Genomic DNA, 24,864 nt, shown 5'->3' with positions numbered 1-24,864 from the left:
CGGTGTCGTCGTGCGCGGCGGTGTCGTCGTGCGCGGCGGTGTCGTCGTGCGCGGCGGTGTCGTCGTGCGCGGCGGTGTCGTCGTGCGCGGCGGTGTCGTCGTGCGCGGCGGTGAGCCGGTCGACCACCTCGACCACACCGTCGACGCTTTCGCACATCCGCACCGCGATCGGAACGAGGCTCTTGCGTTCCAAGGTGCCGCTGAGCGTGACCGTGCCGTCGGTGACATCGACCGTGACGGCGGACGGCTCGACACCCATCGTGCAGGTGAGCACTTCCTCCAGGATTTCCTCCTGGATGGCACGGTCGCGCCGCAGGAAGAGCTGCACCAGGTCGCTGCGGCTGATCACGCCGATGAGCCGGCCGGACCCGTCCACCACGGGCAACCGCTTGACCTTCTTCCTCTCCATCGTCCTGGCCGCGCGGACGGCGGACCACTCGGGGCGGGCCACCACGGCAGGGCTCGTCATGAGTGCTTCGGCCGTACTCGGGCCCGGCTTGGTGGTCCGTCTGTGCAGCAGATCGGCCTCGGAGACCACCCCTACCGGTCGCTCGTCCTCGTCGACGACCGGCACGGCGGTGATGTCGTACTCGTCGAGCAGGTGCGCGATCTCCGTGAACGAGGTGCCGGGCTGGACGACGACCGCGTTCGGCGTCATCAGGTCGGCGACGCTGCGATGCCTCATCTCTGGCCGGTCCCTTCGGCAGCGCTTGCGGGGTTCAGCCGGGATCCGCCCGCCGGGGCGCCCGTACTCACGAGCCTGCCTCGCCCCGGTGCTCCCCAGGTAGGGCCGGGTGGCACCGATCGGTCCTGCCGAGGGAGGGCCGGCCCTCCCCTCCTGGCAACCGTTGGCCGGCCCGAGCCGGCGCGACACCGGCGTGCCCGGCGTGGAGACTCGAATCAGGGACTGACCCTGGGGAGAGCTCATGGCCGGATTCCGGGATTTCCTGATGCGGTTCCGGCCGGTCGGCGCACCCGGCCGACCGGCGCCCGGAGGTGTGCCCGCGGACCGCTCCGCCGAGCTCTCGGCCGAACTGGAGCCGCCGCTGACCTTGCTGGAGCAGGCCGAGGCGGAGGCCCGGACGGTACGGGAGGAGGCGGCACGGACCGCTGACGAGACCCGGCGCGCAGCCGAGCGGCGGGCCGCGGAGATCGTGGCACGGGCCCGTGCCCGCGCGCACGACGTACGGGCGGAGAGCGCCGACCGGGTGCGCCGGTCCGCCGAGGCGGAGGCCACGGAACTGCTCGCCTCGGCGGAACAAGCGGCGGCCGAGCTGCACCGGCGGGCCGACGCGCGCATGCCTGCCCTGCTCGACCGCGTGTCGGCACTGGTGGCCGAGGAACTCGACGACGTGGGGGCGGCCGCCCGGCAGACACCGGACGGGGACGTGGCGGCCGAAGGAGGGCCGTGAGGGGCGCCGGGTGGGTGGCCGGTGTCACCCGGGCCAGGGGCATGGTGTCCCGGCGTCTTGGCGCCCACGGCGCCCGGGCGCTGGCCGCGGGCCCCACGCTCGACGATGCGGTGCGCTACCTGGGAGCCACCGGCTACCGGCACGACCTCGGTGCCGAGATGTCACTGGCCGAGGCGCAGCGGGCGGTCGGGGCGACCCTGCTCTGGCACCTGCGGGTGCTGGCGGGCTGGCAGCCCCGGAGCGGTGCCGACGCCGTCCGCCTGCTCGCCGCCGGATTCGAGATCGCCAACACCGAGGAACACCTCCGCGCCCTGAGGGGGACCCCACTCCCCCACCCCGCACGGCCCTACCAGCTCGGCACGCTGGCGACCGCCTGGCCACGGCTCGCCCGCACCACCTCACCGGCGGAGTTGCGGGCCGTGCTCGCGGCTTCCGTATGGGGAGATCCGGGAGACGAGTCACCGGCGGCGGTGGCCACCGGAATGCGGACCTCTGCGGCCGTGCGGACGGCCGCCGCCCTCCCGGAGGCCGCGCGCTGGGCGGCGGGACGGCTGGCCCTGCTGGTCGGCCGCGAGGTGTTCGTCGTCGGCCGCCGGCCGGCGAAACCGGCTGCCGAACGCGCCGGCCGGCTGCTCGGCCGGGCGGCCGTACGGGCCACCTCGTTCGACGACTTCCGGCGCCACCTGCCGGCCACGGCACGCTGGGCGTTGGACGGGGTCGACGGGACGGCGGACCTGTGGCGGGCGGAAGCACGGTGGTGGGACCGGCTGGAACGGGACGGCTCCGAGCTGCTGCGCGGGTCCCGCTGGGGCTCGGGACCGGTGGTCGGCGCCGTCGCGCTGCTGTCCGCGGATGCCTGGCGGGTGCGGGGCGCACTGGAACTGGCCGCACGGGGCGGCGGGCCGGCGGAGGTGCTCGATGCTCCGGGTTGAGTCCGTGGTGCCCGTCCGCATGCAGCGGGTGGCGATCGTAGCCCCGCGCGAGGTCCTGCGGGAAACCCTCGTCAAGATCGCCGAAGCGGGCTGTGTCGAGATCGACCGCATCGACGACGGCGGCCCGGGGCCGCCCGGCTCGGCGAGCCGCCGGCTGCAGCGCGCCCGCACCGAGGCGGCCGGCGCGGTCCTCAGCTCCCGCCCGCCGGACCTCGATGCGCTGGAACGAGCGGGCCGCACGGATCTGCTGGCGGGCGAAGCCCAACTGGAGGAGCGCCTCGCGGGCACGGTCCGGCGCGGGGCCGTCGCAGCGCTCGCCGGATGGTGCCCCAGCGCCGAAGTCCCCGCGGCCGCCGCGCGCATCGCCGGTACCGGCGGCGCCCTGGTGCCGCTGCGGGCACCGCGCGGAATCGACCCGCCGACCATGCTCCGCAGCACGGGCTCGGTGCACCGTTCCTTCACGCCACTGGTCCGGGCGTACGGGACCGTGCCCTACGCCGACCTCGACCCCACGCTGCCCGCCGGTCTGCTCTACCTCGTGATGTTCGGCGTGATGTTCGGCGACGCCGGGCACGGCGCACTGCTGTTGCTCGCCGCGCTGCTGTTGCGGCTCGGCCGGCCCCGGCGCCTGCGGTCGCTGCACGCCCTGTGGCCGTTCGTGGCCGGAGCCGGGCTGGCCGGCACCCTGGCGGGGGCCGCCTACGGCGAATTCTTCGGCCCGACGGGGGTGTTGCCGGTGCTGTGGCGCAACCCCCTGGAGGCGCCCGTGCAGTTGCTCGCCCTCGCCGTCGGGCTCGGTGCCGTGCTGCTCGTGCTGGCCTACGGGGCCGGGACCGTCAACCGCTGGCGCGAGAACGGCGCGGCGCGCGCCCTGTACGCGACGAACGGCATCGCGGGATCGGCGCTCTTCCTCGGACTCGCCGTGCTCGCCTGCGCGGTGTACCTGGGCCGCACCGACGTGGCGCTCACGGGTGCGGCGATCGCGCTCGTGGGGCTCTTCCTGGCCGCGTACGGCCTGTACTCCGCCACCGGCGGGGGTCCTGGCGGCGTGGCCCAGACCGGTGTGCAGCTCTTCGACGTGGTGGTGCGGATGGGCTCGAACCTGGTCTCGTTCGCGCGGCTGGCCGCGTTCGGGATCACCCACGCGGCACTCGGCTCGATCGTGTGGGAAGGCACCACGGCGCTGGCGGGAAGGGGAGCCGCGGCGCCGGCCGCAGCGGTCGTCGTCTTCGTCGTCGGCAACGCCCTCGCCTTCGCCTTGGAGGCGCTGATCACCGGGATCCAGGCGCTGCGGCTCGAATTCTACGAACTGTTCTCCCGCGTCTTCGAAGGCCAGGGCCGTCCGTTCGCTCCCTGGCACCTGCCCGTACAGCACACGGAGGTGGCGCAGTGATCACCTGGCTCATCGCTCTCCCGTCCCTCGCGGTGGTCTTCGCCGGGATCCGCATGCTCATGCACCGATGGGGCCGGACCGCCCTGCGCTGGGTGGTCGCCGCCGATGCGCTCCTGCTCGTGGCCGCAGCCACGCTGCTGGTGCTGGCATTCGGTGGCGGGGCGGCGCAGGCCGCCACCACCGCCTCGGCCGCGCAGCCCTCCGGTTCCGGCTCGGCCGCGCTGATCGGCGCCGCCATCGCCGTTGCCGGGTCGTCGATCGGAGCGGCGATCGCCGTCGCCTACACCGGGGCCGCGGCGCTGGCCGCGCTCAGCGAACGTCCCGAGCTCTTCGGCCGGGCGATGGTCATCGTCGGCCTCGCCGAAGGCATCGCCGTCTACGGTCTGGTCGTCGCGATCATCCTCATCGGGAAGGCCTGACCGTGGCACGGGTGGCCGCGCTCGGCGAGCAGGTGCGGGTGGCGGGACTGGCCCTGGCCGGGGTGACCGTCCTCGTCGCCGAGCACCCCGACGCGGTGCGCACGGCGTGGCGGGACATGGAGGAGGACGTGGGGCTGGTGATTCTCACGCCGGCGGCGGCCGACGTCCTCGGCCCGGAGGTGTGCGAGCGCGTCTCCCCGCTCACCGCGGTGCTGCCACCATGAGGACGCCGGTCCCGGGTGAGGCGGGTGCCGCCCTCGAACCGGTGCGCACCGAGCTCCTCCGGGCTGCCCACGCGGACGCACAGGCGCTCCGCGCCGAGGCCGACCGCGAGGCTGCGGACGTCCTGGAAGCCGCCCGGGCCGAAGAACGGTCGATCCTCGACGAAGCCCGCCGGCAGGGCGAAGCGGAGGGCGAGGCCGCCGGGCGAGCCGTTCTCGTCCAGGCCCGCCGTACCGCCAGGGCCGGCGACCTGGGCGCGCGCCGGGCGGCTTACGAGCAGCTCCGCCGCCTCGCCACCGCACGCGTCCGGGCGCTGCGGGACACCGACGGCTACCGCTCCCTGCTCCACCGGCTCGTCCTTCGTGCCCGCGGCCTCCTGGGACCGGACGCGGAGGTCACCGAGCACCCCGACGGCGGTGTGGTCGCCCGTGCCGCGGGACGATACGTCGACTGCACGCTGGACGCCCTCGCCGCACGTGCACTGGACCGGCTCGGGTCCGAGGTGGAGAAACTGTGGGTGCCGTAGGGGCCTGGGGCGCCGGAACCGCCGCGTCGGCCCGGCGGCGTGAGCCGCCCGGGGGCGCCTGCCGCATCGTGCGCGTCGCCGGTCCCCTGGTCGAGGTGGAGCACGCCGGAGGGACGGCGATGTATGACCTGGTCTCGCTCGGCGGGGCGGGGCTGCCGGGTGAGGTGGTGGCGATCCGCGGCGGCGTGGTCACCGTGCAGGCGTACGAGTACACGGGCGGGCTCGCGCCGGGGGACGTTGCCTCTCCCCAGGGCGGTCCGCTCTCGGCGCGGCTCGGTCCTCAGCTGCTCGGTGGGGTCTTCGACGGCTTGCTGCGCCCGCTGTCCGGCAGCGGGGACCGGCTTCGTCCCGGTGCCGTCCGGGCCGGGGACGGCGGGCGCACCTGGTCGTTCGTCCCGAGCGCCGGCACGGGGACGCGGGCCTCGGAGGGCGCCGCCCTGGGCGAACTGCGGGGTGCGGGACCGGTACGGGTGCGGGTCCTGGTGCCCCCGGGCTCCGGCGGCACGGTGGAACGGATCTCCGCCGAGGGTCCCGTGCCGCAGGACGCGGTGGTGGCCGTGGTGGGCGGCACCGAGGTGCGGACCGGTGCCTCTTGGCCGGTCCGGCGGCCGCGGCCGGTCCGCGAGCGGGGCGGCCCTCAGGAGCCGCTGAACACCGGCCAGCGGGTGATCGACCTGCTCTTCCCGGTCGTCAGGGGCGGCACGGTCGCCGTACCTGGCGGGTTCGGTACCGGGAAGACCGTGCTGCTCCAGCAGATCGCCAAGTGGTGCGACGCCGATGTCATCGTCTACATCGGCTGCGGTGAACGCGGCAATGAAATGGCCGACGTCATCACCGAGTTCTCCGCGCTGGAGGACCCGCGCACCGGGGGACGGCTCGCGGACCGGACCGTCACCATCGCCAACACCTCGAACATGCCGATGATGGCGCGGGAGGCGAGCATCTACACGGGCGCCACGGTCGCCGAGTACTTCCGGGACATGGGTCTCGACGTCGTCGTCATCGCCGACTCGACCTCGCGATGGGCGGAGGCGCTGCGGGAGTTCGCCTCCCGCACCGGTGAGTTGCCTGCGGAGGAGGGCTACCCGGCGGGGCTGGCCTCGGCGCTCGCCGCGTTCTACGAGCGGGCGGGAACCGTCACCACGCTGGGCGGCGCCCGCGGCTCGGTCACCGTGATCGGCGCGGTCTCGCCGCCCGGTGGCGATCTCACCGAGCCGGTCGCCGCGCACACCGAGCGGTTCGTGCGCTGCCTGTGGGCGCTGGACCGCGACCTCGCCTACGCCCGCCACTACCCGGCCGTCTCCTGGTCGGGTTCCTTCTCCCGTGACGCGGAGGCCCTCGGCGCCCGGCGGGCGGCCACGGATCCGGCCTGGCCCGCGCGGCGCGACCGGGTGGCCGCGCTGCTGGCCGAGGCGGACCGACTGGCCGATCTCGTCGACCTGATCGGCATCACCGCATTGCCCGCCCGCGAGCGCCTCAGCGTCCTCGCCGGGCGGCTGGTGCGCGAGGCGGTGCTCCAGCAGAGTGCGCTGTCCGCCCAGGACGCGTACTGCTCCGCGGACAAGACGGCGGAACTGGTCGACGCCGTGCTCGCGGTCGTCGAGCGCTGCCGGGAACGGGTCGATGCGGGCGTGCCGGCCGCCGTGGTCGAGGAGGTGGATTTTGGACCGCTGCTCCGCGCACGAGAGGACGTCGGCCCGCATGAGACCGCAGGTGTGGCAGCACGGCGGGACACCGTGCTCGCCCGGCTCCGGGACGCACGGTGACCGGCTGGGGCGAGGTCGCGTACACGACGGTGCGCGAGCTGCGTGGTCCGCTCGCCGTCGTCGAAGGAGTGTCGGGCGTCGGCTGGGACGAGTTCGTCCGGATCACCCTGGACTCGGGCGAGCAGCGGCACGGCCTCGTCCTGGAAGTGGACCGGGAACTCGCCGTCGTTCAGGTCCTGGAGGACACCACGGGCATGGACCCGGCCGGCCTCCGGGTCGCCTTCGCCGGCGGACCGCTGCGCGTCCCGGTCGGGCCGGGCTGGCTGGGCCGGGCGTGCAACGGTCGCGGCGAGCCCCTCGACGGTGGGCCGCCGGTCCTGGGGGAGACTCGGGCAACGGTGAACGGCGACCCGATCAATCCGGTACGGCGCGAACCGCCCTCCGAACCGGTCCTCACCGGAGTCGGTGCCGTCGACGGGCTGACCACTCTGGTGCGGGGACAGAAGCTGCCGGTGTTCTCCGTGGCGGGGCTGCCGCACCTCGAACTCGCCACGCAGATCGCCGCCCAGGCCACTGCCGGCGGTGAACCCTTCAGTGTCGTCTTCGCCGGGATGGGGCTCACCCACCCTGATGCCGCCTTCGTGCGCGACGCCCTGGAGGAGCGCTCCGCCGCCGGTGAACTGGTGCTGCTGCTCAACACCGCCGACGACCCGGTGATCGAACGGATCCTCACCCCCCGTGTCGCGCTGACCGTCGCCGAGCACCTCGCGTTCGCCGGCGGACGCCACGTCCTCGTCGTGATGGACGACATGACCGGTTACGCGGAGGCGCTGCGCGAGGTCTCGGCCGCTCGCGGCGAGATCCCGGCCCGCCGTGCCTACCCCGGATACCTCTACAGCGACCTCGCGTCACTCTACGAACGCTGCGGGAAGATCCGCGGCCGCCCCGGTTCCGTCACCGTCCTGCCGGTCCTGACGATGCCCGCGGGCGACATCACCCATCCGGTTCCGGACCTGACCGGCTACATCACCGAGGGGCAGATCGTGCTGACGCGCGAGACGCACGCACGGGGTGTGTACCCGCCGATGGACGCCCTCTCCTCCTTGTCCCGCCTGATGCGCAAGGGCGCGGGGCCCGGCCGCACCCGCCCCGATCATCTGGACGTCGCGGCTCAGCTGCTCGCCGCCCTCGCCCGGGCCCGGCGGGTCCGCGAACTCGCCGACCTGGTGGGGCAGTCGGGCCTCAGCCGGACCGACCGCCGGTACCTCGCGTTCGACGAGGCGTTCCTGCGGGACTTCGTGGCCCAGCGGAGGACCGAACTGCGTTCTCTGGACGAGACGTTGGAGCGCGCCTGGCGCGTACTGCGCACGCTGCCCCGCGGTGAGCTGTCCATGCTCCCGGCCGATCTGCTCGACGAACACGGCGTGCAGGAGACACCGCACGGGTCGGCGGGGAACGACGGGAAGGGAGCGGACGAATGACCTTCCCGGTGCGCGCCTCCCCTTCCCGCGCCGGCCGTCTCCGCCTCCGGCGCAGTCTGGACGTGGCGCTGCGGGGAGCCGATCTCCTCGAACGGAAGCGGCACCTCCTGCAGGTACGGCACGAGCTCCTCCTCGAAGCCGAGCGGACCTGCGCGCAGCGCTGGCACGAGCATGCGTCCGTGGCGGAGACCTGGCTGCTGCGGGCGCTCGTTCTGGGCGGTGAGCAGGCCCTGGCAGCAGCAGCGGAGGGCATCGGCGCCGCGGAGATCACCGTCGACGAGACGTCCACCATGGGCGTGCGGCATCCGTCCGGCGCCTCCTGCTCGATCCCGGACCGCGACCCCACCGCGGCCGCCCCGAGGAACACCGCTCTGGCGCAGGCCGAGGCCGCGTACCGGGAGGCGGTGCGGGCCGCGGCGGAGTACGCCGCCGCACGGGCGGCGGCCCGGCTCGTCGGCGCGGAACTGCTCCGCGTCCGTCATCGGGTCCGGGCCTTGCGGCGCCACTGGATCCCCCGACTGGAAGAGGCACTCGCCCGGGTCGGGCTCGCGCTCGAACAGAACGACCATGAGGACACGGTCCGCCGCCGCTGGGCCGCGCAGCGGGCCGGATCGCACGAGTGAGAAGTCCCTCCCAGCCGGGCAGGCGCCGTACCGCGCCTCCGCCGCACCGGGTGGGGTCACTCGGCCCGGCGGAAAGGCCGTTCGGCCCTGTACCCGCGCCGGGCAGGCGGGCTGTACTGAAAGTGACGAGGAGGACGGTCGGAGACGCGGAGCAGCGGAGCGAAGCCGCGCACCGCGCAATCAGGACCCGCGAGAAGCGGGTGGTCCTCCTCGCCGTTGTGTACGCGGATTTCCCGGGCGCACGGCCGGCAGGGGCCGGAGCGCTCCGGTCCCGGAGGAATCGCCATGACCACTGCACGAGAGATCATGCACGCCGGCGCCACCTGCGTGCAGGAGAACGAGACCCTGGAGAGCGCCGCGCGCCGGATGAGCGAACTGGGTGTCGGTTCCCTCCCGATCTGCGGGGAGGACGACCGGCTGCACGGGATCATCACCGATCGCGACATCGTGGTGAAGTGCCTTGCCAAGGGCAAGGATCCCAAGACCATGACCGCGGGCGCACTCGAACAGGGAAAGCCCGTCACCATCGACGCCGAAGCCGACGCGGACCAGGTCCTCCGGGCCATGGAGGAACACCGGATCCGACGGCTTCCGGTCATCGCCGACCATCGCCTGGTCGGCATGATCAGCGAAGCGGACCTCGCACGCCATCTGACAGAGGAACAGGTGGGCCACTTCGTCGAGATGATCTGCGCGGCTCCCTGACTTTCTCCAGCAGGCATCTCCCGCCCCTCCCCTCGGCCGTCGCCGACCGGAGGGGCTGGCCGGTGTCATTGGAAGGCGGCGTGGATCTCCTGCTCGGTCGCGGCATGGGAGACGACGAGGAGTTCGTCACCGGCCTGGAGCCGTATCTCGGGGGTGGGAACGGTGGGCTGGCCGTCGCGGATGACGGTGGTGATGACCGTGCCGGCCGGGAGCACGATGTCGGCCAGGGCCCGGCCGGCTGCGCGGGACTGCGCGGTGATCGCGGTTTCGATGACGTTGACGCCCGCCTTGCTCAGGCGGAGCAGCGCGACCGTGTCGGTGGCGCCGGTGGCCTCTTCGATGAGCGAGATCAGCGGGGTGGCGGCGGGAACGGGGATGTCGACACCCCAGCGGTGGTCGAACAGCCAGGTGTTCTCCGCGTCGTTGACACGGGCCGCGACCCGCGGGACGTCGAACCGCCGCTTGGCGAGCAGGCTGATGACGAGGTTGTCCGCGTCGTTGCCGGTGGCGGCGATGAGGAGGTCCGTGGTGAGGGCTCCGGTGTGCTCAAGGAAGGCGGGCTCGCAGGCATCGCCGGCGGCGAGGCGTACCGCGAGGCGGCCGGTGAGTTCCGCGATCCGGCCCTCGTCGTGGTCGACGAGGGTGACCTCGTTCTGAGCTGCGGCGAGCACCTGGGCGATCTGGGTGCCGAGCCGGCCGGCGCCGACGATCAGGGCTTTCACGTCCCGAGCTCCTTGTCGAGAAAGCCGCGCAGACGGCCGAGGGCGGTGGCTGCCACGGCGAAGGTGACCAGGTCGCCGGGTTCGGCGGGGGTGCTGTGCGCGGGCACGAGTGAGCGGCCCGCGCGGGTGACCTCCACGACGCGGATCTCACCGTCGACGTCGAACTCGGTCAGCCGTCGGCCGATGAGGTAGGCGGGCAGCTCGGAACGGACCAGCAGGGTCTCCCCGTTGCCGAAGGAGAGTTCCGGCGTGAGGTGGCGGTGCAGCAGCATCCGGTGGATCTGGTGCACCGTCCAGCGGACGCCGGCGACGGTGGGGATGGCGAGTTCGCGGTAGATGTCGGCGCGGTCGGGATCGTAGACCCGGGCGAGGACGAGGGGGACCCGGTACGTCTCCTTGGCGGTCCGGGCGCTGACGATGTTGCTGCTGTCGGTGGCGGTGACGGCGACGAACGCGTCGGCGTGCTCGATTCCGGCGGCCTGAAGCACGGTGCGGCTGAAGCCGTTTCCTTCGTGGAAGCGACCGGTGAAGCCGGCGGGCAGCAGCCTGCGTGTCTGGGTCAGAAGGTCGACGACCCGTACGTCGTGGCCCTCGATGGCGAGCTGCGCGGCGAGCCGGGACCCGACCCGTCCGCAGCCGACGATGATCACTCTCATCGTCCGGCTCCCTTCCCCGCCCCGGAGCGGTGGCTCCGCAGCCACCACTTGCGGGATTCCTCGGCAGCCAGCAACAGCGCGCCGAAGCCCGCCAGGACCGCCCAGTCGGCCGCGGCCAGCGGGGCGGTGTGGAAGACGGCCTGCAGGGCGGGCAGATAGCTGATGGCCGCCATCAGGCCGATGCCGAAACACCCCGCGGCCAGCAGCCAGGGATTGGACGACAGCCCGATCCGGAACACGCTCTGGCGCTCGGTGCGCACCGCCAGCGCATTGAAGAACTGGCTGACCACGATCCCCGCCTGGACCATGGTGATCGCCTCCCGGTAGACCGCGTCGTCCTCGGTGAAGCGGGAGTACGGGATCCCGGCGGTGTGGATGTGCCAGAAGAAGACGACGCACACGCCGAGCGCCTGGATGCCGCCCAGGAACAGGATCCGTCCCATCACGCCGGCCGAGAACAGCCGCTCCCGGCGGGAGCGTGGTGGGCGGTCCATGACGTCGGGCTCGGGCGGTTCGGCGCCCAGTGCCAGCGCGGGCAGCACGTCCGAGCCGAGGTCGATCGCCAGGATCTGCACGGCGGTGATCGGAACGAGCGGGAAGCCCACGAAGGTCGCGGCCAGGATGGGGACGAGCTCGGCGATGTTGTGGCTGAAGAGGTAGATCAGGAACTTGCGGATGTTCTGGTAGACCGAACGGCCCAGTCGCACCGCGGTGGCGATGGAGGCGAACGAGTCGTCCAGCAGCACCATGACCGCCGCTTCCCTGGCGACGTCCGTCCCGGAAGCCCCCATCGCCACGCCGATGTCCGCGTGCTTGAGGGCGGGGGCGTCATTGGCTCCGTCACCGGTCACCGCGACCACCTCGCCGCGCCGCTGGAAGGCGGTGACCACCCGCATCTTGTGCTCGGGACTGACCCGGCACAGCAGCAGCTCCGCCGGCCCGGCGAGCAAGCCGTCCAGGGCGTCGTCGTCCATGGTGTCGAGGGATGCGCCGGTCACCACGGTGGGAGCGGCCTGCCGCACGATGTCCACCCGGCGGGCCACGGCCTCGGCGGTCAGCGGATGATCGCCGGTGACCATGACGATACGGATTCCGGCCTGGCGGCAGGCGTCGACCGCCGCACTGACCTCCGGCCGCGGCGGGTCGAGCATGCCGACCAGGCCGAGCAGGGTGAGCCCGGATTCCGCCTCGTCCTGTGTGGCACCCGGGCCGCTCACCGGCCTCCGGGCCACCGCCAGCACGCGCAGCCCCTGGGAGGCGAGTTCGTCGTTCACCGCGACGACTTCGGCGCGCAGCTCGTCCGTCAGTGCCCGCCGCCCGCCCTTCCGGTCGATGCCGGTGCACCGGGCCAGCAGCTCTTGCGGGGCACCTTTGACGTACGCGCGGTAGTCGCCGTCCTGGGACCGGTGCACGGTGCTCATCAGCTTGCGGACCGAGTCGAACGGGTTCTCCATCAGGCGCGGTGCGGCTTCCTCCTCGGCGTCCGGATCGATCCCGGCCTTCTTTGCCGCGACCAGCAGCGCCCCCTCGGTGGTGTCGCCGAGCACCCGCCAGCCCCCGCCTCCGGGCCCGAGGCTCCCCCCGTCGTCGGCCTGGGGCGGTACCAACCGGGCGTTGCTGCACAGCGCCGCGGCCCTGAGCAGCTCGCGCACGGGCAGCGGATCGGTGACCTCGCCGACCGGTGCGTACCCCACGCCCGAGACGGGATGCGAGGCGCCGGCGGCCCACACCTGGGTGACGGTCATCTCGGCCTGCGTCAGCGTCCCGGTCTTGTCCGTGCACACGACCGTGGTGGACCCCAGTGCCTCCACCGCCAGCAGCTTCTTGACCAGCGCGTGTCTGCGGGCCATCCGCCGTACGCCGATCGCCAGCGACACCGACAGCGTTGCGGGCAGGCCCTCCGGCACCAGGGCGACCATCACCCCCAGTGCGAACACGAACGTTTCCACGAACGGCTGACCGGTCGGCACGCGTACCGCGAACAGGGCTGCCCCGATGGCGAGGGCCACCCCGGCCACCCGGCGGGCCATCGAGGCCACCTGGAGCTGCAGCGGGGTCTTCTGCCCCGGCGCCGCCGCCGCGAGCCGGAAGATCCGCCCGAACTCGGTGGCCGCACCGGTGGCGAACACCACGGCCTTCGCGGTCCCGGCAACGATGTCGGTGCCCATGAACACGCAGTTGCGGGCCTCCAGCAACGGTCCGGCCGCCTCCGCGTCGCCGGTGCGGCCGACCGGATCGCTCTCCCCGGTCAGAGCGGCGTTGTTCACCGACACCTCGTGCGCCTCGACCAGACGGCAGTCCGCCGACACGGCGTCCCCGGCCTCCAGGACCACGACATCGCCCGGCACCAGCTCGCGTGCGGGCACTTCCTGCCGCTCCCCGTCACGCAGGACCCGGCAGGCGTGCGGCACCATCGCTTGAAGGGACTCCGCGGTCCGCTCGGCGGAGTACTCCTGCGCGAAGCCGATGGACGCGTTCAGCAGGACCACGGCGAGGATGGCCACGGCCAGCCGGAACGTGCCGGCGTCCCGGGGCTGCTGCAGCTCGTAGGCGAGAAAGGTGATCGCGGACGCCACGAGCAGGACGATCGCGAACAGGTCGGTGAACTGCGCCGCCAGTTGCCGCCACAGGCCTCGGCGTCCGGCGCGCGGCAGTTCGTTGGGGCCGTACCGGTCCCGCCGCGCCACCGCGTCCACCGTGCCGAGCCCCCGCGGCGTGGTGCCGAGCGCGGCGAAGACGTCCCCGGGTGCCACCGTCTGCAGCGGAGCACCGGCCGCCGCGGCATCGGCCGGCAGCCCCGCGCCGTCACCGGGGGTCAGGAGCTGGGTCATGCCGCGCGCGGTCCGGGGGCACGCGTACGGCGGAGGCCTTGTACTGCGGTCAGGAGTTGACCGGGACCGCCGGGTACCAGGGGAACCATGTCTTCATCGTGGCGGCGGCCGTGGAGAGGCGCACCCGGTGGCGGACCGGCCGGCCGGCCGGAGTGCGCGATGCCCCACACGGCCCGCGATCAACCAGGTGGCAGTTCGCGCACGGAACCGTCTCCGAGCGGGAGCTCCATCCTCCCCACCACCTTCCCGGTGACTCAGCCGGTGTCGATGCGTCGTCCTGTGAGGCGCTCGGGTTCGATGAGCACCCATTGCGACCGTTCGCCCCCTGCCCAGGGCTTGGTGTGGGCCTGTTCGGTCAGCCGGCGCACGGCCTCGGGTTCGGTGACCGCACGGGCCGGACCCAGGACGAGCACGCTCCAGCCCTGGCTCATCGCCTCGTCCACGTGGTCGACCTCGAACGCCACCTTCGCCCCCACAGCCGCTGCCGCAACGGTTCCGGGCGCGGTCCGGAAAGTGATCGCCCCGTCGACGACCTCGTAATTCACCGGGACCACCGCCAGCCCGTCCGGCGTCGTCACCGCGACGCGTCCCACCCCGTGTGTCGACAGCCGGGCGCGGCACTCCTCGGGATCGAGCTCCCGCAATTGCGGGTGGTACCCGGCCTCGCCCTCACCGGGCGGCAGGTTGATCCCGCCGCCGCGCAACCGCCGCACAGTGGTGCCCAGCGCACCGGCCAGGCCGTTGAGTGTGCCGCTGGTCGGATTCGCCGGTCGCTCCTCCAGGTAGGCCAGGTAGGACGCCGAAATGCCACTGCGCTCGGCCACCTCCGCCCGGCTGAGCCTCTGCCGTCTGCGCTCATGAGCCACCCGGCGTCCGATGTCGCCGGGGTCGAACGGCCACAGGGCGGGCTTGTCCGATTCCGTCAGCATCGGCTGGGGCTGCTCGGCCTCCGGCTGGTGTGAGAAGTGCTGGATGTGCGCGTCCGGCCCCGGGAAAACGAGGGTCACCTCGTTCGTGTCCGCCCAGCGCACCTCGTAGGGCGGTGTCCCGTCCTCGTGGGGGACTCTGACGATTTCGCCGTCCCGTCTGACCGCCCCCGTGGACGGGCTCTCCACCACGAGCTGATCTCCGATGTGAGCTCGCATGTCCTCACCGCTCTCCGACTCTGCCGTGACATGCCTGCTTCCAACGTGGCACAGCGGCACGCCGACGGCATGCGCCGACCAGGGCTCACACCAGGGCCGAACGGATCTGATGCGCCTTCCCGCCGCGGAAAAGAGCCGGTCGGCTCATCCGGCGCGGAACGTACCGGGTCAGGATGGAGAGGTGGGCTGTGCGATCGCTCTCATGATCCGCCCGGAGGGAGAAGGCCATGCAGCACCGAACGGTCGGGGAACTCATGACCAGGGGCGTCATCCAGGTACCACCGCAGACACCGTTCAAGGAGATCGTCAGGACACTGGCGGAGAACGACGTCACCGCCGTCCCGGTGGTGGATGCGGCAGGCCGTCCGATGGGCGTGGTGTCCGAGGCTGATCTGCTCCGCAAGTCGGCGGATCAGGCCGATCCGTCCGGCCGGACGCCGATCCCGCACCTTGAGGCGTGGGAACGGGCCAAGGCCGAAGGAGCAAGGGCGGAGGAGCTGATGTCGGCTCCCGCGGTGTGCGCGCGCGAGGAATGGACCGTGGTCGAGGCAGCCCGCCTGATGGCGGTCCAGAACGTCAAGCGGCTTCCCGTGGTGGACGAGACCGACAAGCTGGTGGGCATCGTCAGCCGCGGTGACCTCCTGCGGATCTTCCTCCGGAACGACCAGGCGATCCGCGCCGAGATCACCCAGGACCTGCTGCACCGGACCCTGGGCCTCGCTCCTTCCGGAGTGACCGTCGAGGTGCGCGAAGGGCAGGTCACCCTCACCGGAACCGTCCCCGCCAAGAGCCTCATCCCCGTCATCGAGCGGCTGTGCCTCAGCGTGGACGGCGTGGTCTCGGTCTCCGCGCACCTCTCGTACGAGACGGATGACACCCGCAGCGCCTCCGTCGGGACCTGAGCCGTCCCCTCCGCACGCAGCGGTCCTCATCACTGCGGCACGACGGCGACCGGACACGGCGCGTGATGCAGCAGCGCGTGACCAGTCCACCCCCGGAAGCCGGTCTCGGACCCGTTGACAGCCGGTCTCGGACCCGTCGACGCCGACCACCAGCGGAATTCCCCCTGCCCGCGCCTCCTCCTGGTCCACGTGGCCCCCTCGGACCGCCATCAGGCCCGTCCCATCCGGCTTCCGCCCGAGGCGCCCACGCGCCTGGCGCCGGTCACCGTACGGCCGCACGCTGGAAGGAGAGCCCTGCCCCTGTGACCCAGCTTCTGCCAAGAGGGAGGCGACCGCCATGGAACAAGCCGTCACGGTGGGCCTCGACGGCTCGGTCGAAAGCCTGGCTGCCGCCCACTGGGCAGCCGGAGAAGCCCTTCGGCACCACCGCACTCTGTGCCTGCTGCACGCCTGGCCATTGCTGTCGCCGACAACCGTGGGGGCGCCTTCCGAAGCGGACCAGAACTACTGGTCGAAGCGGCTCGTGGACGACGCACGGAACGAGATCCACGAGCGCTGCCCGGACCTGCCTCTCACCGAAGCCCTGATCGCGGAGGATGCGAAGACGGCCCTCCTGAAGGCAGCCGCACAGTCCTGGATGCTCGTGCTCGGCTCGCGTGGGCTGGGACCTGCTGAAAGCTTCTTCCTGGGCGACATCGCCATGGACGTCGTGGGCCGGGCGGAACGGCCGGTGACTCTCGTGCGCGCCGGCACGACGAGCACAGAGCCGTCCGCCACCCCTGCGGAAGGCCGGGTGGTCGTGGGACTGAGCCTGCACGGGCCCTGTGACGGCCTGCTGGACTTCGCCTTCGAGGCCGCTGCCGTGCGCGGGGTGCCGCTGCACGCCGTGCACGGGCGAAGCCTGCCGGTCGCCGCCTACGCGCCGTGGGGTGTGGACCCCACGGTCTGCGACGAGATCCGAGCGGCCGCCCTGAAGGAACTCGGCGAGGTGTTGCGCCCCTGGCACGAGAGGTTCCCGGGCGTACCGATGGTCACCAGCGTCCGCCTCGAAAGCCCGGCCCGGGCGCTGGTCGAGGCGGCCCCGGGGTCCGATCTGCTGGTGATCGGCCGACGCCGGCACCGCCCCGCCCTGGCGCCCCGTCTGGGCAACGTGGGCCATGCCGCCGCACACCACGCCGCCTGTCCGCTCGCCATCGTTCCCCATGACTGAACGGCGCACCGGCTCGCACCGGCGACGTCGGGGTGCGGGTCCCGTGCGGCCGGTGCACCGCGCAGAACGGAGACGGTGATGAGTGATCCGGTGGTGGTGGGGTTCGACGCCTCGGAATCGAGCTTCGCCGCAGTGGAGGTCGCCGCGCACGAGGCGCACCTGCGCAGCACCGGGCTGCGCGTGGTGCACGCGTTCGGCTGGCCGGCCCGGGACACGCCGCTCGGCCGCACCAGGCTCGGGCCGGCCGAGTCCGGTCTGCGCGACCTGGCCGAGCACATCGTCGCCGAGGCCGTGGCACACGCGCAGAACCTGCAACCGGAGGTGGAGGTCACCCACACCGTCGTCATCGACGATCCGCTCTCGGCACTGGAAGTCCAGTCGCACGCCGCCGAGTTGATCGTGGTCGGCAGCCGTGGCCTCGGCAGTTTCGCCGGTCTGCTGGTGGGATCGACGGCTGTCCACCTCGCGGCGCACAGCGTGTGCCCGGTCATGGTGATCCGGGGCGGACCGGCACCCGAGGGACCTGTGGTCCTGGCGGTCGACGGCTCACCCGAGGGTGCGGAAGCGGTCGCCTTCGCGTTCGCCGAGGCGTCGCTGCGGGAGGCGGAGCTGCTCGCCCTGCACGTGTGGAACGCCTGGACCGAACGTGCTTATGAGACCCCCGGCGATCTGCGGAGGATGGTGGTGGACCTCGACCGACTCCGCGACGAGGAGGAGCGGTTGCTCGCCGAGTCGCTGTCCGGCCACCAGGCCAGGTATCCGGAGGTCACCGTACGCAGGAGCCTGCTGGAGTCCCGGATCCGTCCGGCCCTGATCGAAGCGAGCCGCAGCGCCCAGTTGCTGGTCGTGGGAGCCCGTGGCCGGGGTGGCTTCGGGGGCCTCCTCCTGGGCTCCGTCAGCCAGGCCGTCCTCCATCACTCGCACTGCCCCGTCGCGGTGGTCCGCGGCCCTGGGTGACCATGACGGTCGTGCCCTCCCGCACGGCGGCACTGCGCCGTCGCGGCTGAAGGCCAACGCGGTTCCCCCGCCTGCCGCCAGGCGCTTCCCGGCCCTGCCGGTTGAGGTGTCCCACAGGCGCACCGCTCCCCCGTCACCGACGGCGAGGGTATGGCCGTCCGGGCCGCACGCCACCGAGTCGCACCCTCTGGTCCCGGTGGGATCGTCGAGGGTCGTGCGGGCGCGGCCCGTCGCGACGTCCCACGGCCGAACGACTGCCGAGCAACAGCCAGTGCGGAACGGGCAGTTGGCAAATTCCCCGTTTCCCTTCTCCGTCGGGCGCGTAGCCGGAAAGATAAGGACATGACGGATAGGGCGAAAGTCGTGGTGACGGCGGTGGCGGTGCTGTGCGGCCTGAGCGCGGTGGGGCTTACGGCGCTGGCGCTGACGGTGGACCTGGACACCGCCGACCGGGCGGCAAGCGTCATCGGGGCGGTCGTCGGGCTCGCCGGGCTGGTGGTGTCACTCTTCAGCCTGCACCGCACTGAAGCTGCGGTGCGCGACGGCAATCCGGTGGAGGCGAGCGGAGGCCGCTCGATCGCGGTGAGGGGCAGCATCGGTTACGCCGTCACCGGTGATCGACGCCCACGTGCGCGGCCGTCAAATCCCGCCGCTGCGCCGCCCGTCCCCTCCGGCGACGCAGGCGGAGAACCGGCCGGGCCGGTGCGGTCGCCGGGCGAGCGCAGCATCGCCGCCGGCGGGAACGTCGGCTTCGCCGACACCGGCGACGAGGGAGGCGCGGCATGACCGTATGGTGGAGGAGGTCCGCCGATGCGCAGGCCGCCGGAGAGCGTTCCGTGGCGATCAACGGTGACGTCTTCGCTGTCGTTACCGGCGACAACAACACACTGACCTTCCATGCCCCGGGTCCGGACCTGCGGCAGAGGTGCCTGGACTGGGACGACCTGGTCGGCAGGACCCGCACGCCCCGGTCCCCGTCGGCCCTGCTGGAGGCACACCGCGCTGTGGTCCCCTTCCGCGGCCGCGGGGAGGTGCTGAAGGAATTGGCGGCCTGGTGTGCCGAACCGGGCTTCGGCGTGCACCTGGTGTACGGGCCGGGTGGGCAGGGCAAGACGCGGCTCGCCCGCCGCTTCACCGACGAGCTGGTTCAGGAAAGCTGGAACGTCCTCTGGCTCGGCCGGCACGCCTCGGCCGCCGACCTGCAGGCGCTCAGCAACCCGCCCGGACCGATGGTCGTGGTCGTCGACTACGCGGAAGCCCGCCCGGACCAGTTGCTCGCCCTGCTGCGCGCGGCCCTGCGCAGCCCGGACACCACACCGTTCAAAGTGTTGCTGCTCGCCCGGACCATCGACGACTGGTGGCCGGAGTTGCAGGAACGCGCCCGCATCGAGGACCTGTACGCGGTGCAGGGCACGCCCTTGCCGCCGCTGGAACCGCACGCCGCCGACCGCGTTGACGCCTATCGTCAGGCCGTCGACGCACTGGCCGGCGCCCTGCCGCAGGTGGCGGGGCAGGAAGGCCCGTGTTGGCAGGCACTGGCGGCAGACGTACTGGCCCTTCCCACCCACCGGTTACAACGTCCGGGCATGGAATGCGCGCTCACCCTGCACATGACCGCCCTTGCCGACCTGCTGGACGCGGCCGCGGAAGCCCTCGACGAAGGCGGCGGCCACCCCCCGCCGTCGTCCCTCGCCGCGACCGGGTCGGCGGAGGAGCGATTGCTGAGCCACGAACGCGTCTACTGGCGGGCTGTCGGTGAGGCGTCGGGCGTGACCCGGACCAGGACCATCGAGGCCGCGCTGGCCGCGGTCTTCCTCTGCGGCGCGCACGACCGGCAGGAGGCTCACGCCCTCCTCGCCCGGGTGCCGGGCCTGGAACACCACGGTCCGGACACCCTCGAAACGCTCGGCGAACGGATCGCCCAGCTGTATCCGCCGCCCGGCCGGACGCAGGTCTGGGGAAGCCTTCACCCGGACCGGCTCGCCGAGTTCTTCGTCGGAGGACATCTGGCCCAGGGGCCCGAGCTGTCCGAACGGCTGCTGGACGGTGCCAGCCGGGCCCAGGCCAGTCGCCTGCTGACCGTCTCCGCACGGGCCGCCGGTCATCCCGCCCACCGCGACCGTCTGGACGCAGACCTCACACAGCTGTGCGTCCGGCACTCGGACACGCTGGCCACGGCGGCCGTCGACGTGGCCGTCCATGTGGAACGACCGGACCCGTTACTGGCAGCTCTGCATCAGCTGGTCGATGCACCAGACCCGGATCCCGCGCAACTGCTCCAGCTCGCCGCACACCTCCCGCGCCCCACCCACCGGCTGGCGGACATCGCACTGCACCTGGCGCGGCGGCTGGTGCGGCTGCACCGGGAGCGGGCCGCGCAGGACCCGGCGCGTCTGCCCGAACTCGCCGGGCAACTGCGCCTGCTGTGCTGCCGACTGGGCGACGCGGGACTTTGGGCGGAGACGTATCAAGTGGCCCGTGAGGTACTACGCCTGCTCAGGCCCCTCGCCCTCCAGGACCCGCGCACCTACGAAGTGCAGCTCGCCGCATGTCTGCTGAACATCTCCGTGGCGCTGGGAGCATCGGGGCGGCGCGAGGCGGCGGTCTTCCCCGCTCACCGGGCCGTCCGGCTCTACCGACGGATCGGCCAGTGGGACGGAGGGGCGTCCCTGCCCGAACTGGCACACGCCTTGAACGCCGTCTCCCACGCTGAAGGGGAACTCGGACGGCTGCCGGCGGCCCTGGCCGCGAGCCGGGAGGCCATCGCGGTACGCCGGCATCTGGTCGAGCGGCACGGCGACGCGCTCCGGCCCGACCTGGCGGCCGCACTGAACAATCAGGCCGTCCGTCTGCAGCAGGCCGGCCGCGTACACGAGGCGCTCGGTGAGGCGCGCAAGGCCACCGAGCTGTACCGCGCCCTGGCACAGGAGCGTCCGGATGCCCACCGTGCTGGTCTGGCCATGGGCCTGGGCACCCTGGCTTCGTGTCTGCGCGACGCCGCTCGGTACACCGAGGCACTGCGGTGCGCCGAGGAGTCCGCGGACATCCGGCGCGAGCTGGCGCGCGAGCGCCCCGCCGCCTTCCTGCCCGCCCTGGCCCGCAGCCTGAACGCCCTCGCGATCGACCTGGAGGAGACGGGGCACCCGGACAGGGCCCTGGCGGCGGCCGAGGACGCCGTCGGCTTCTACCGCGACCTGGCCCAACGCGATCAGCGCGCCTACGCGGAGCCGTTGGCCATGAGTCTGAACACCCTGGCGTGCCAGCTGGAGAAGGCGGGCCGCCTCCCACAGGCCCTGGCCACCGCTCAGGAGTCCGTGGACCTGTACCGCCCCCTCGCGACGAGGAACCCCCGTGCGCACCGGGCCGACCTCGCCATGGCGCTGAGCACGCTCGCCGACGAGTTGGCACAGGCGGGCCGCGGCGAAGAGGCACTCACGGCCGCCCGGGAGGCCGTGAGCCTCTACCGAAGCCTGACCGACCAGCATCCATCACCCCATCTCGCCGCGCTGAGTACGGCGTTGAACACCTTCGGCCTGCACCTCAAGGCCCTCGGCCACCTCGCCGAGGCCCTGGACGCGTTCGACGAAGCCATCGGGATCAGCCGCCGGGCAACCGCCACGCCTCCGGCCGACGCCGCTTTGCGCACACTCGCCACCGCGCTGGCGAACAAGGCGGTGTGCCTGTCCGACCTGCACCGGCCACAGGAGGCCCTGCACACCGCCGAGGAGTCGGTGAACGTCTACCGGGAGCTGATGCGCAAGGAACCGGAAGCCTACGGGCCGAAGCTCGTCACGGCCCTGTCCATCCGTCACTTGCTCCTCGTCGTCCTGGGACGTACCGACGAGGTACCGGACGCAGTACAGGAGACGCTGCGGGTCCGGGAAACCCTGGTGCGGCAGGATCCCGCGGCCCACCTGAACTGCTACGGCGAAGAACTGACCCTGCTCGGTGTCACTCTCGCCGGCCGGGGACGGTACGGGGCGGCGGCGGGCCCGCTGGGCAGGGCGGTGGCCGTCCACCGGGAGTTGGCGGCCGAGGACGCGGGGCGCCGGCCGATGCTGGCCCAGGCCCTGTTGGCCCTGATGTATGCGCTGACGCAGGCGGGCCGCCACGGCGAGGCGTTGCCGGTCGCCGAAGAGGCGGTCAAGGTCTGGGACGCCTCTCCTCCTACAGATGCGGCCCACCGGGCCCTGCTCGTATGGGCGCTGTGCGCGCTCGGCGCACAGCGGCACCTCCACGGGCAGCCCGAGGCCGAGGACATCCTGCGCACGGCCGCCGACATGGCCGCAGAGCTACCCGAGGACGCGCTGGGCCCGGTGCGCCAGCGGCTGCTGAGCGCGGCGTTGGCCGGCCTGGGCACGCATCTGGCAGAGACCGACCGGCCGGAGGCCGGCCTGACCCTTCTCGCACGGGCCGCAGACCTGCCTCTGGGAACGGATCAGGAGGCACAATCCGCCCGGGCGGACCTGCTGGTCGTCTACGGCCACCACCTCGCCACCGGCGCCGCCGACCATGAGGCGGCCCTCGCCGTGACCCAGGACGCCGTCCGCGTCCATGACGAACTCGCCGCGCAGGACCAGGCGGTCCACGAGCACGAGGTGGCCTGGTCACTGGCCCACCTCGGTCTGCGTCTGACGGAGTCCGGGCGCTACGAAGAGGCCGCACAGGCCACCGACCGGGCGGTCGCCCTGAGCCGCCGGCTTGTGTCCTCGGACCCCACCGCCCACCGACTGCGCCTCGCCGTCTCGCTGTACGCGCAGGCCCGAGCCCACTGCCAGGCCGGAACTGCGGAGGCAGCAGCCCGGGAGCACCTCACCGAAGCCCTCGCCCTTCTGCACACCCTGGCCGAGCAGACCCCGGGACTGGTCACCGCTTACCTCAAGGACGCGGAACAGACATACGCCACGATGCATCGCCCCGACCGCCGCCGCACACCACGAGCCAACCGGTCCCGACCGCCTGACGTACAGCGCTTCCGGCTGCCGAAATGAAACCGGCCCCCGGGCCCACCGAGCCGACGGCCAATCCACCTGGCCCGAACGCACGCGAGTTGATGGCGAAGGCGCCGCAGTCCGCGCCGGTCATCGCACGGCAACAGCCGTCGCTGAAAGTCGCCTTGGAACGGGAGCCCGCCCCCTTCCGGCCAAGGGGATGCAGGTCGATCAAGACGCTATTTCTTGGCAGATTTCAAAAGTTGATCAAGGCTACGTTCAGCCCATCGCGAGTCCGTCTTCATACCATATGGCTCTTGTTCGGAGTCACTGAGCCTTTCCTCACCTTCGGGGTCCCGCGAAATGGACACAAATAGCTGAGGGTCAGTATCAGCTTTGGCGAAAGAATCCCCCTCGTGCCATTTCGGAAGAACCCACCACGCAGTGGCATAGTCTGTGGCATGCGTGAGATTGAGCATCTCACTACTGTGGTACACCTTCGAATGGAATCGGTAGAAGTCTTCGCCCGCACGGGCAACCCATCTAGGGGCATCCCGCAGATGCTCCTCGTTCTCCGACTCGGTGTCCCAAGAAGCTTCCCCCGAATTCGAATAGTCGTTGCCCAGCTTGCCTCGGTCTGCCCGAATGAAAGAGGCAGTTGCGTCAATCTCGATGCGCCCGATCCCGGACCGGAGCGGCACATCCACAACGAAATCCTGGGACAAGTCATCACCGGGGTCTGCCCAACTACCCGGATACACAAATCTCCCTGCACCCAACATACGGAGGGGTGCGTAAATAACATGCCTTAGCGTTTCATCGTAATTCCAGATCTCGCGCTTCCAAGTATTCTCTCCCGTACCCTTTCGCGTGAAGCGAGTGGGCCATCCTCTGACCTTCCACATCGTGCCCACCACATAGATCCTTACCGACCCAGCATTCCGGAATTGCACATGCGCCGGCACGTGAAGGGTGGCTTTGTCCGCGCTCATAGTGGGGATGCCGAACGATACACTGAAGGGTGTCTTCACAGGAGTGGAGTACGGAACGTACATCTGTGAATAAGTGAGGCTGACAAGTCCGATCCCCCCGGACACTAGGACGCTGAGTGCGATACCCCTCGGATGAGGGATCCCCTTCCACACCTTCTGTCGCGTCAGCTCCCACAGGGACCAGCAGGCCCAGAATGCCAAGCCAATCCATAGCCAGAGAAACGGGGTGTACGACCTGTCCTGAACCTGCGTGACCAAAAACATCAAATTCGTCACGGTCACGGTTCCAACACCGACCAGGACTGCTGCACCCGAATAGCGCACAGCTCTCTTACCCCAGTAGTCGAAAACCCCCAGCAGCGCGATGCCTTCCGCCAGGGCTGCGCCAACGAAGACAGCGCCCACAACACGCCCGCCGTATGCCAGCGCGTTGAATGCGTCCGTGGTACCCACGTAGAACAGCACTGCTGCAGAACAGAGAATCCCCAGAGCCGTCAGCGCGCCAGCACCACGTCTTCGCAACGGACGGTCGGGCCAACACGACCTGTCCGCCACCCAGTGGACGCGGCCCGCATCGAACTCGATCCCGGGTTGCAGCCCCGCCCGCCGCAGAAGTCTTCGAAGGCCACGCAGCGACCAGACCCGGCCGACGGTCTCGCCGTGCACGCGCACAGCCCGGAGGCCCCGGGGGTCCGGGGCCTCCACGACCACAAGAGGGTGGTTACTCATGACCAAAGGGTCGTCATTGCATTGCATCTGGGCGTGCAATGACGCGCGCCCTCACGCCACTGGAACTCAGCTGGCCTATGCATATTGGGCAATTGAGAGGTTGGTCGGCGAAAAGCTGTGGGGGTGCTCCGACGTACGTCCTACGTGAATCCCTCGAATGTGACGCCTTCCGAGTGCGCCAGACGGTGGGCGCCCCCCTGGGGCTTCCGCTTGCACCAGGGCGGATCCGGCGATATCGCGCACGTCCTCCGGCTGAATGCAGCACCCGCCGGAGTAGGGAGAGCATCCGGCCACCTTGCGTGCCCGATTGAGCCAGCACGGGAGCCGTCCGACGTACTCCCCGGGTCCGAGGATCACCCCAGGGCGCGGT

Annotated in this window: 20 protein-coding genes and 1 pseudogene; 15 read left to right on the top strand and 6 right to left on the bottom strand. The window is 71.8% G+C overall.

The window, feature by feature from the left end; genetic code table 11:
• Window positions 1-112: 112 nt before the first annotated feature.
• Window positions 113-685, bottom strand: a pseudogene (locus tag AB0G35_RS24740) (CBS domain-containing protein); the annotation flags it as partial.
• Window positions 686-926: 241 nt separating this feature from the next.
• Here AB0G35_RS24740 and AB0G35_RS24735 point away from each other — a divergent pair.
• From AB0G35_RS24735 to AB0G35_RS24690, 10 genes are all read left to right on the top strand, one after another.
• Entirely contained in the window at window positions 927-1,412 is a 486-nt protein-coding gene (locus tag AB0G35_RS24735) for a hypothetical protein (RefSeq protein WP_360953449.1), read from the top strand.
• The gene (locus tag AB0G35_RS24730; protein WP_360953446.1) at window positions 1,409-2,344 is read left to right on the top strand and encodes a V-type ATPase subunit; all 936 of its coding nucleotides are present in this window, start codon (window positions 1,409-1,411) and stop codon (window positions 2,342-2,344) included. Before AB0G35_RS24735 ends, AB0G35_RS24730 begins: the two co-directional genes overlap by 4 nt.
• Window positions 2,331-3,737 carry a V-type ATPase 116kDa subunit family protein gene (locus AB0G35_RS24725; protein ID WP_360953443.1) on the top strand — a complete coding sequence of 469 codons (1,407 nt, stop codon included), beginning with the start codon at window positions 2,331-2,333 and terminating at the stop codon, window positions 3,735-3,737. Before AB0G35_RS24730 ends, AB0G35_RS24725 begins: the two co-directional genes overlap by 14 nt.
• Window positions 3,734-4,156, top strand: a complete 423-nt coding sequence (locus AB0G35_RS24720) for an ATP synthase subunit C (protein WP_360953440.1) — start codon at window positions 3,734-3,736, stop codon at window positions 4,154-4,156. Before AB0G35_RS24725 ends, AB0G35_RS24720 begins: the two co-directional genes overlap by 4 nt.
• A 2-nt stretch (window positions 4,157-4,158) precedes the next feature.
• Window positions 4,159-4,380: a V-type ATP synthase subunit F gene (locus AB0G35_RS24715; protein ID WP_360953437.1), complete on the top strand. Its 222-nt coding sequence runs from the start codon at window positions 4,159-4,161 to the stop codon at window positions 4,378-4,380.
• Window positions 4,377-4,904 (top strand): V-type ATP synthase subunit E family protein, encoded by a 528-nt coding sequence (locus tag AB0G35_RS24710; protein ID WP_360953434.1) that lies wholly within the window; start codon window positions 4,377-4,379, stop codon window positions 4,902-4,904. The genes AB0G35_RS24715 and AB0G35_RS24710 overlap by 4 nt, the downstream gene beginning before the upstream one ends.
• On the top strand, window positions 4,892-6,670 hold the full coding sequence (locus AB0G35_RS24705) for a V-type ATP synthase subunit A (RefSeq protein ID WP_360953431.1): 1,779 nt from the start codon (window positions 4,892-4,894) through the stop codon (window positions 6,668-6,670). Before AB0G35_RS24710 ends, AB0G35_RS24705 begins: the two co-directional genes overlap by 13 nt.
• On the top strand, window positions 6,667-8,091 hold the full coding sequence (locus AB0G35_RS24700; RefSeq protein ID WP_360953428.1) for a V-type ATP synthase subunit B: 1,425 nt from the start codon (window positions 6,667-6,669) through the stop codon (window positions 8,089-8,091). The genes AB0G35_RS24705 and AB0G35_RS24700 overlap by 4 nt, the downstream gene beginning before the upstream one ends.
• Complete coding sequence (locus AB0G35_RS24695; RefSeq protein ID WP_360953425.1) at window positions 8,088-8,714, top strand: V-type ATP synthase subunit D; 627 nt, start codon at window positions 8,088-8,090, stop codon at window positions 8,712-8,714. Before AB0G35_RS24700 ends, AB0G35_RS24695 begins: the two co-directional genes overlap by 4 nt.
• Window positions 8,715-8,999: 285 nt before the next feature.
• Entirely contained in the window at window positions 9,000-9,419 is a 420-nt protein-coding gene (locus tag AB0G35_RS24690) for a CBS domain-containing protein (RefSeq protein ID WP_360953410.1), read from the top strand.
• A gap of 65 nt (window positions 9,420-9,484) precedes the next feature.
• On the opposite strand, the gene AB0G35_RS24685 is transcribed toward AB0G35_RS24690, so the two are convergent.
• From AB0G35_RS24685 to AB0G35_RS24670, 4 genes are all read right to left on the bottom strand, one after another.
• On the bottom strand, window positions 9,485-10,141 hold the full coding sequence (locus AB0G35_RS24685) for an NAD-binding protein (RefSeq protein ID WP_360953407.1): 657 nt from the start codon (window positions 10,139-10,141) through the stop codon (window positions 9,485-9,487).
• Entirely contained in the window at window positions 10,138-10,797 is a 660-nt protein-coding gene (locus AB0G35_RS24680) for a TrkA family potassium uptake protein (RefSeq protein WP_360953404.1), read from the bottom strand. Before AB0G35_RS24680 ends, AB0G35_RS24685 begins: the two co-directional genes overlap by 4 nt.
• Window positions 10,794-13,628, bottom strand: coding sequence for a cation-transporting P-type ATPase (locus AB0G35_RS24675; RefSeq protein ID WP_360953401.1), 2,835 nt, complete (start codon window positions 13,626-13,628; stop codon window positions 10,794-10,796). Before AB0G35_RS24675 ends, AB0G35_RS24680 begins: the two co-directional genes overlap by 4 nt.
• Window positions 13,629-13,882: 254 nt before the next feature.
• Window positions 13,883-14,773 carry a pyridoxamine 5'-phosphate oxidase family protein gene (locus AB0G35_RS24670; protein ID WP_360953398.1) on the bottom strand — a complete coding sequence of 297 codons (891 nt, stop codon included), beginning with the start codon at window positions 14,771-14,773 and terminating at the stop codon, window positions 13,883-13,885.
• 227 nt (window positions 14,774-15,000) lie between these two features.
• Here AB0G35_RS24670 and AB0G35_RS24665 point away from each other — a divergent pair, with 227 nt between their 5' ends.
• The 5 genes from AB0G35_RS24665 (at window position 15,001) to AB0G35_RS24645 (ending at window position 22,833) form a co-directional block, all read left to right on the top strand.
• Window positions 15,001-15,675 carry a CBS domain-containing protein gene (locus AB0G35_RS24665; RefSeq protein ID WP_360953395.1) on the top strand — a complete coding sequence of 225 codons (675 nt, stop codon included), beginning with the start codon at window positions 15,001-15,003 and terminating at the stop codon, window positions 15,673-15,675.
• Window positions 15,676-16,012: 337 nt separating this feature from the next.
• Window positions 16,013-16,885 carry a universal stress protein gene (locus AB0G35_RS24660; protein WP_360953392.1) on the top strand — a complete coding sequence of 291 codons (873 nt, stop codon included), beginning with the start codon at window positions 16,013-16,015 and terminating at the stop codon, window positions 16,883-16,885.
• A gap of 78 nt (window positions 16,886-16,963) precedes the next feature.
• The gene (locus tag AB0G35_RS24655) at window positions 16,964-17,842 is read left to right on the top strand and encodes a universal stress protein (protein WP_360953389.1); all 879 of its coding nucleotides are present in this window, start codon (window positions 16,964-16,966) and stop codon (window positions 17,840-17,842) included.
• Between the two features lie 342 nt (window positions 17,843-18,184).
• A complete protein-coding gene (locus AB0G35_RS24650; RefSeq protein WP_360953386.1) occupies window positions 18,185-18,628 on the top strand; it encodes a hypothetical protein in 444 nt (147 codons plus the stop codon).
• Window positions 18,625-22,833, top strand: a complete 4,209-nt coding sequence (locus AB0G35_RS24645) for a tetratricopeptide repeat protein (RefSeq protein WP_360953383.1) — start codon at window positions 18,625-18,627, stop codon at window positions 22,831-22,833. Before AB0G35_RS24650 ends, AB0G35_RS24645 begins: the two co-directional genes overlap by 4 nt.
• Before the next feature lie 179 nt (window positions 22,834-23,012).
• Here the strand turns inward: AB0G35_RS24645 and AB0G35_RS24640 are convergent, their stop codons facing one another.
• On the bottom strand, window positions 23,013-24,230 hold the full coding sequence (locus tag AB0G35_RS24640; RefSeq protein WP_360953380.1) for a hypothetical protein: 1,218 nt from the start codon (window positions 24,228-24,230) through the stop codon (window positions 23,013-23,015).
• Window positions 24,231-24,864 lie beyond the last annotated feature (634 nt).

The organism is Streptomyces sp. NPDC021749, assembly GCF_040640655.1.
Classification (GTDB): domain Bacteria; phylum Actinomycetota; class Actinomycetes; order Streptomycetales; family Streptomycetaceae; genus Streptomyces.
The sequence above is the reverse complement of the archived record's forward strand: the minus strand, read 5'-3'. Positions and strand labels throughout refer to the sequence as shown.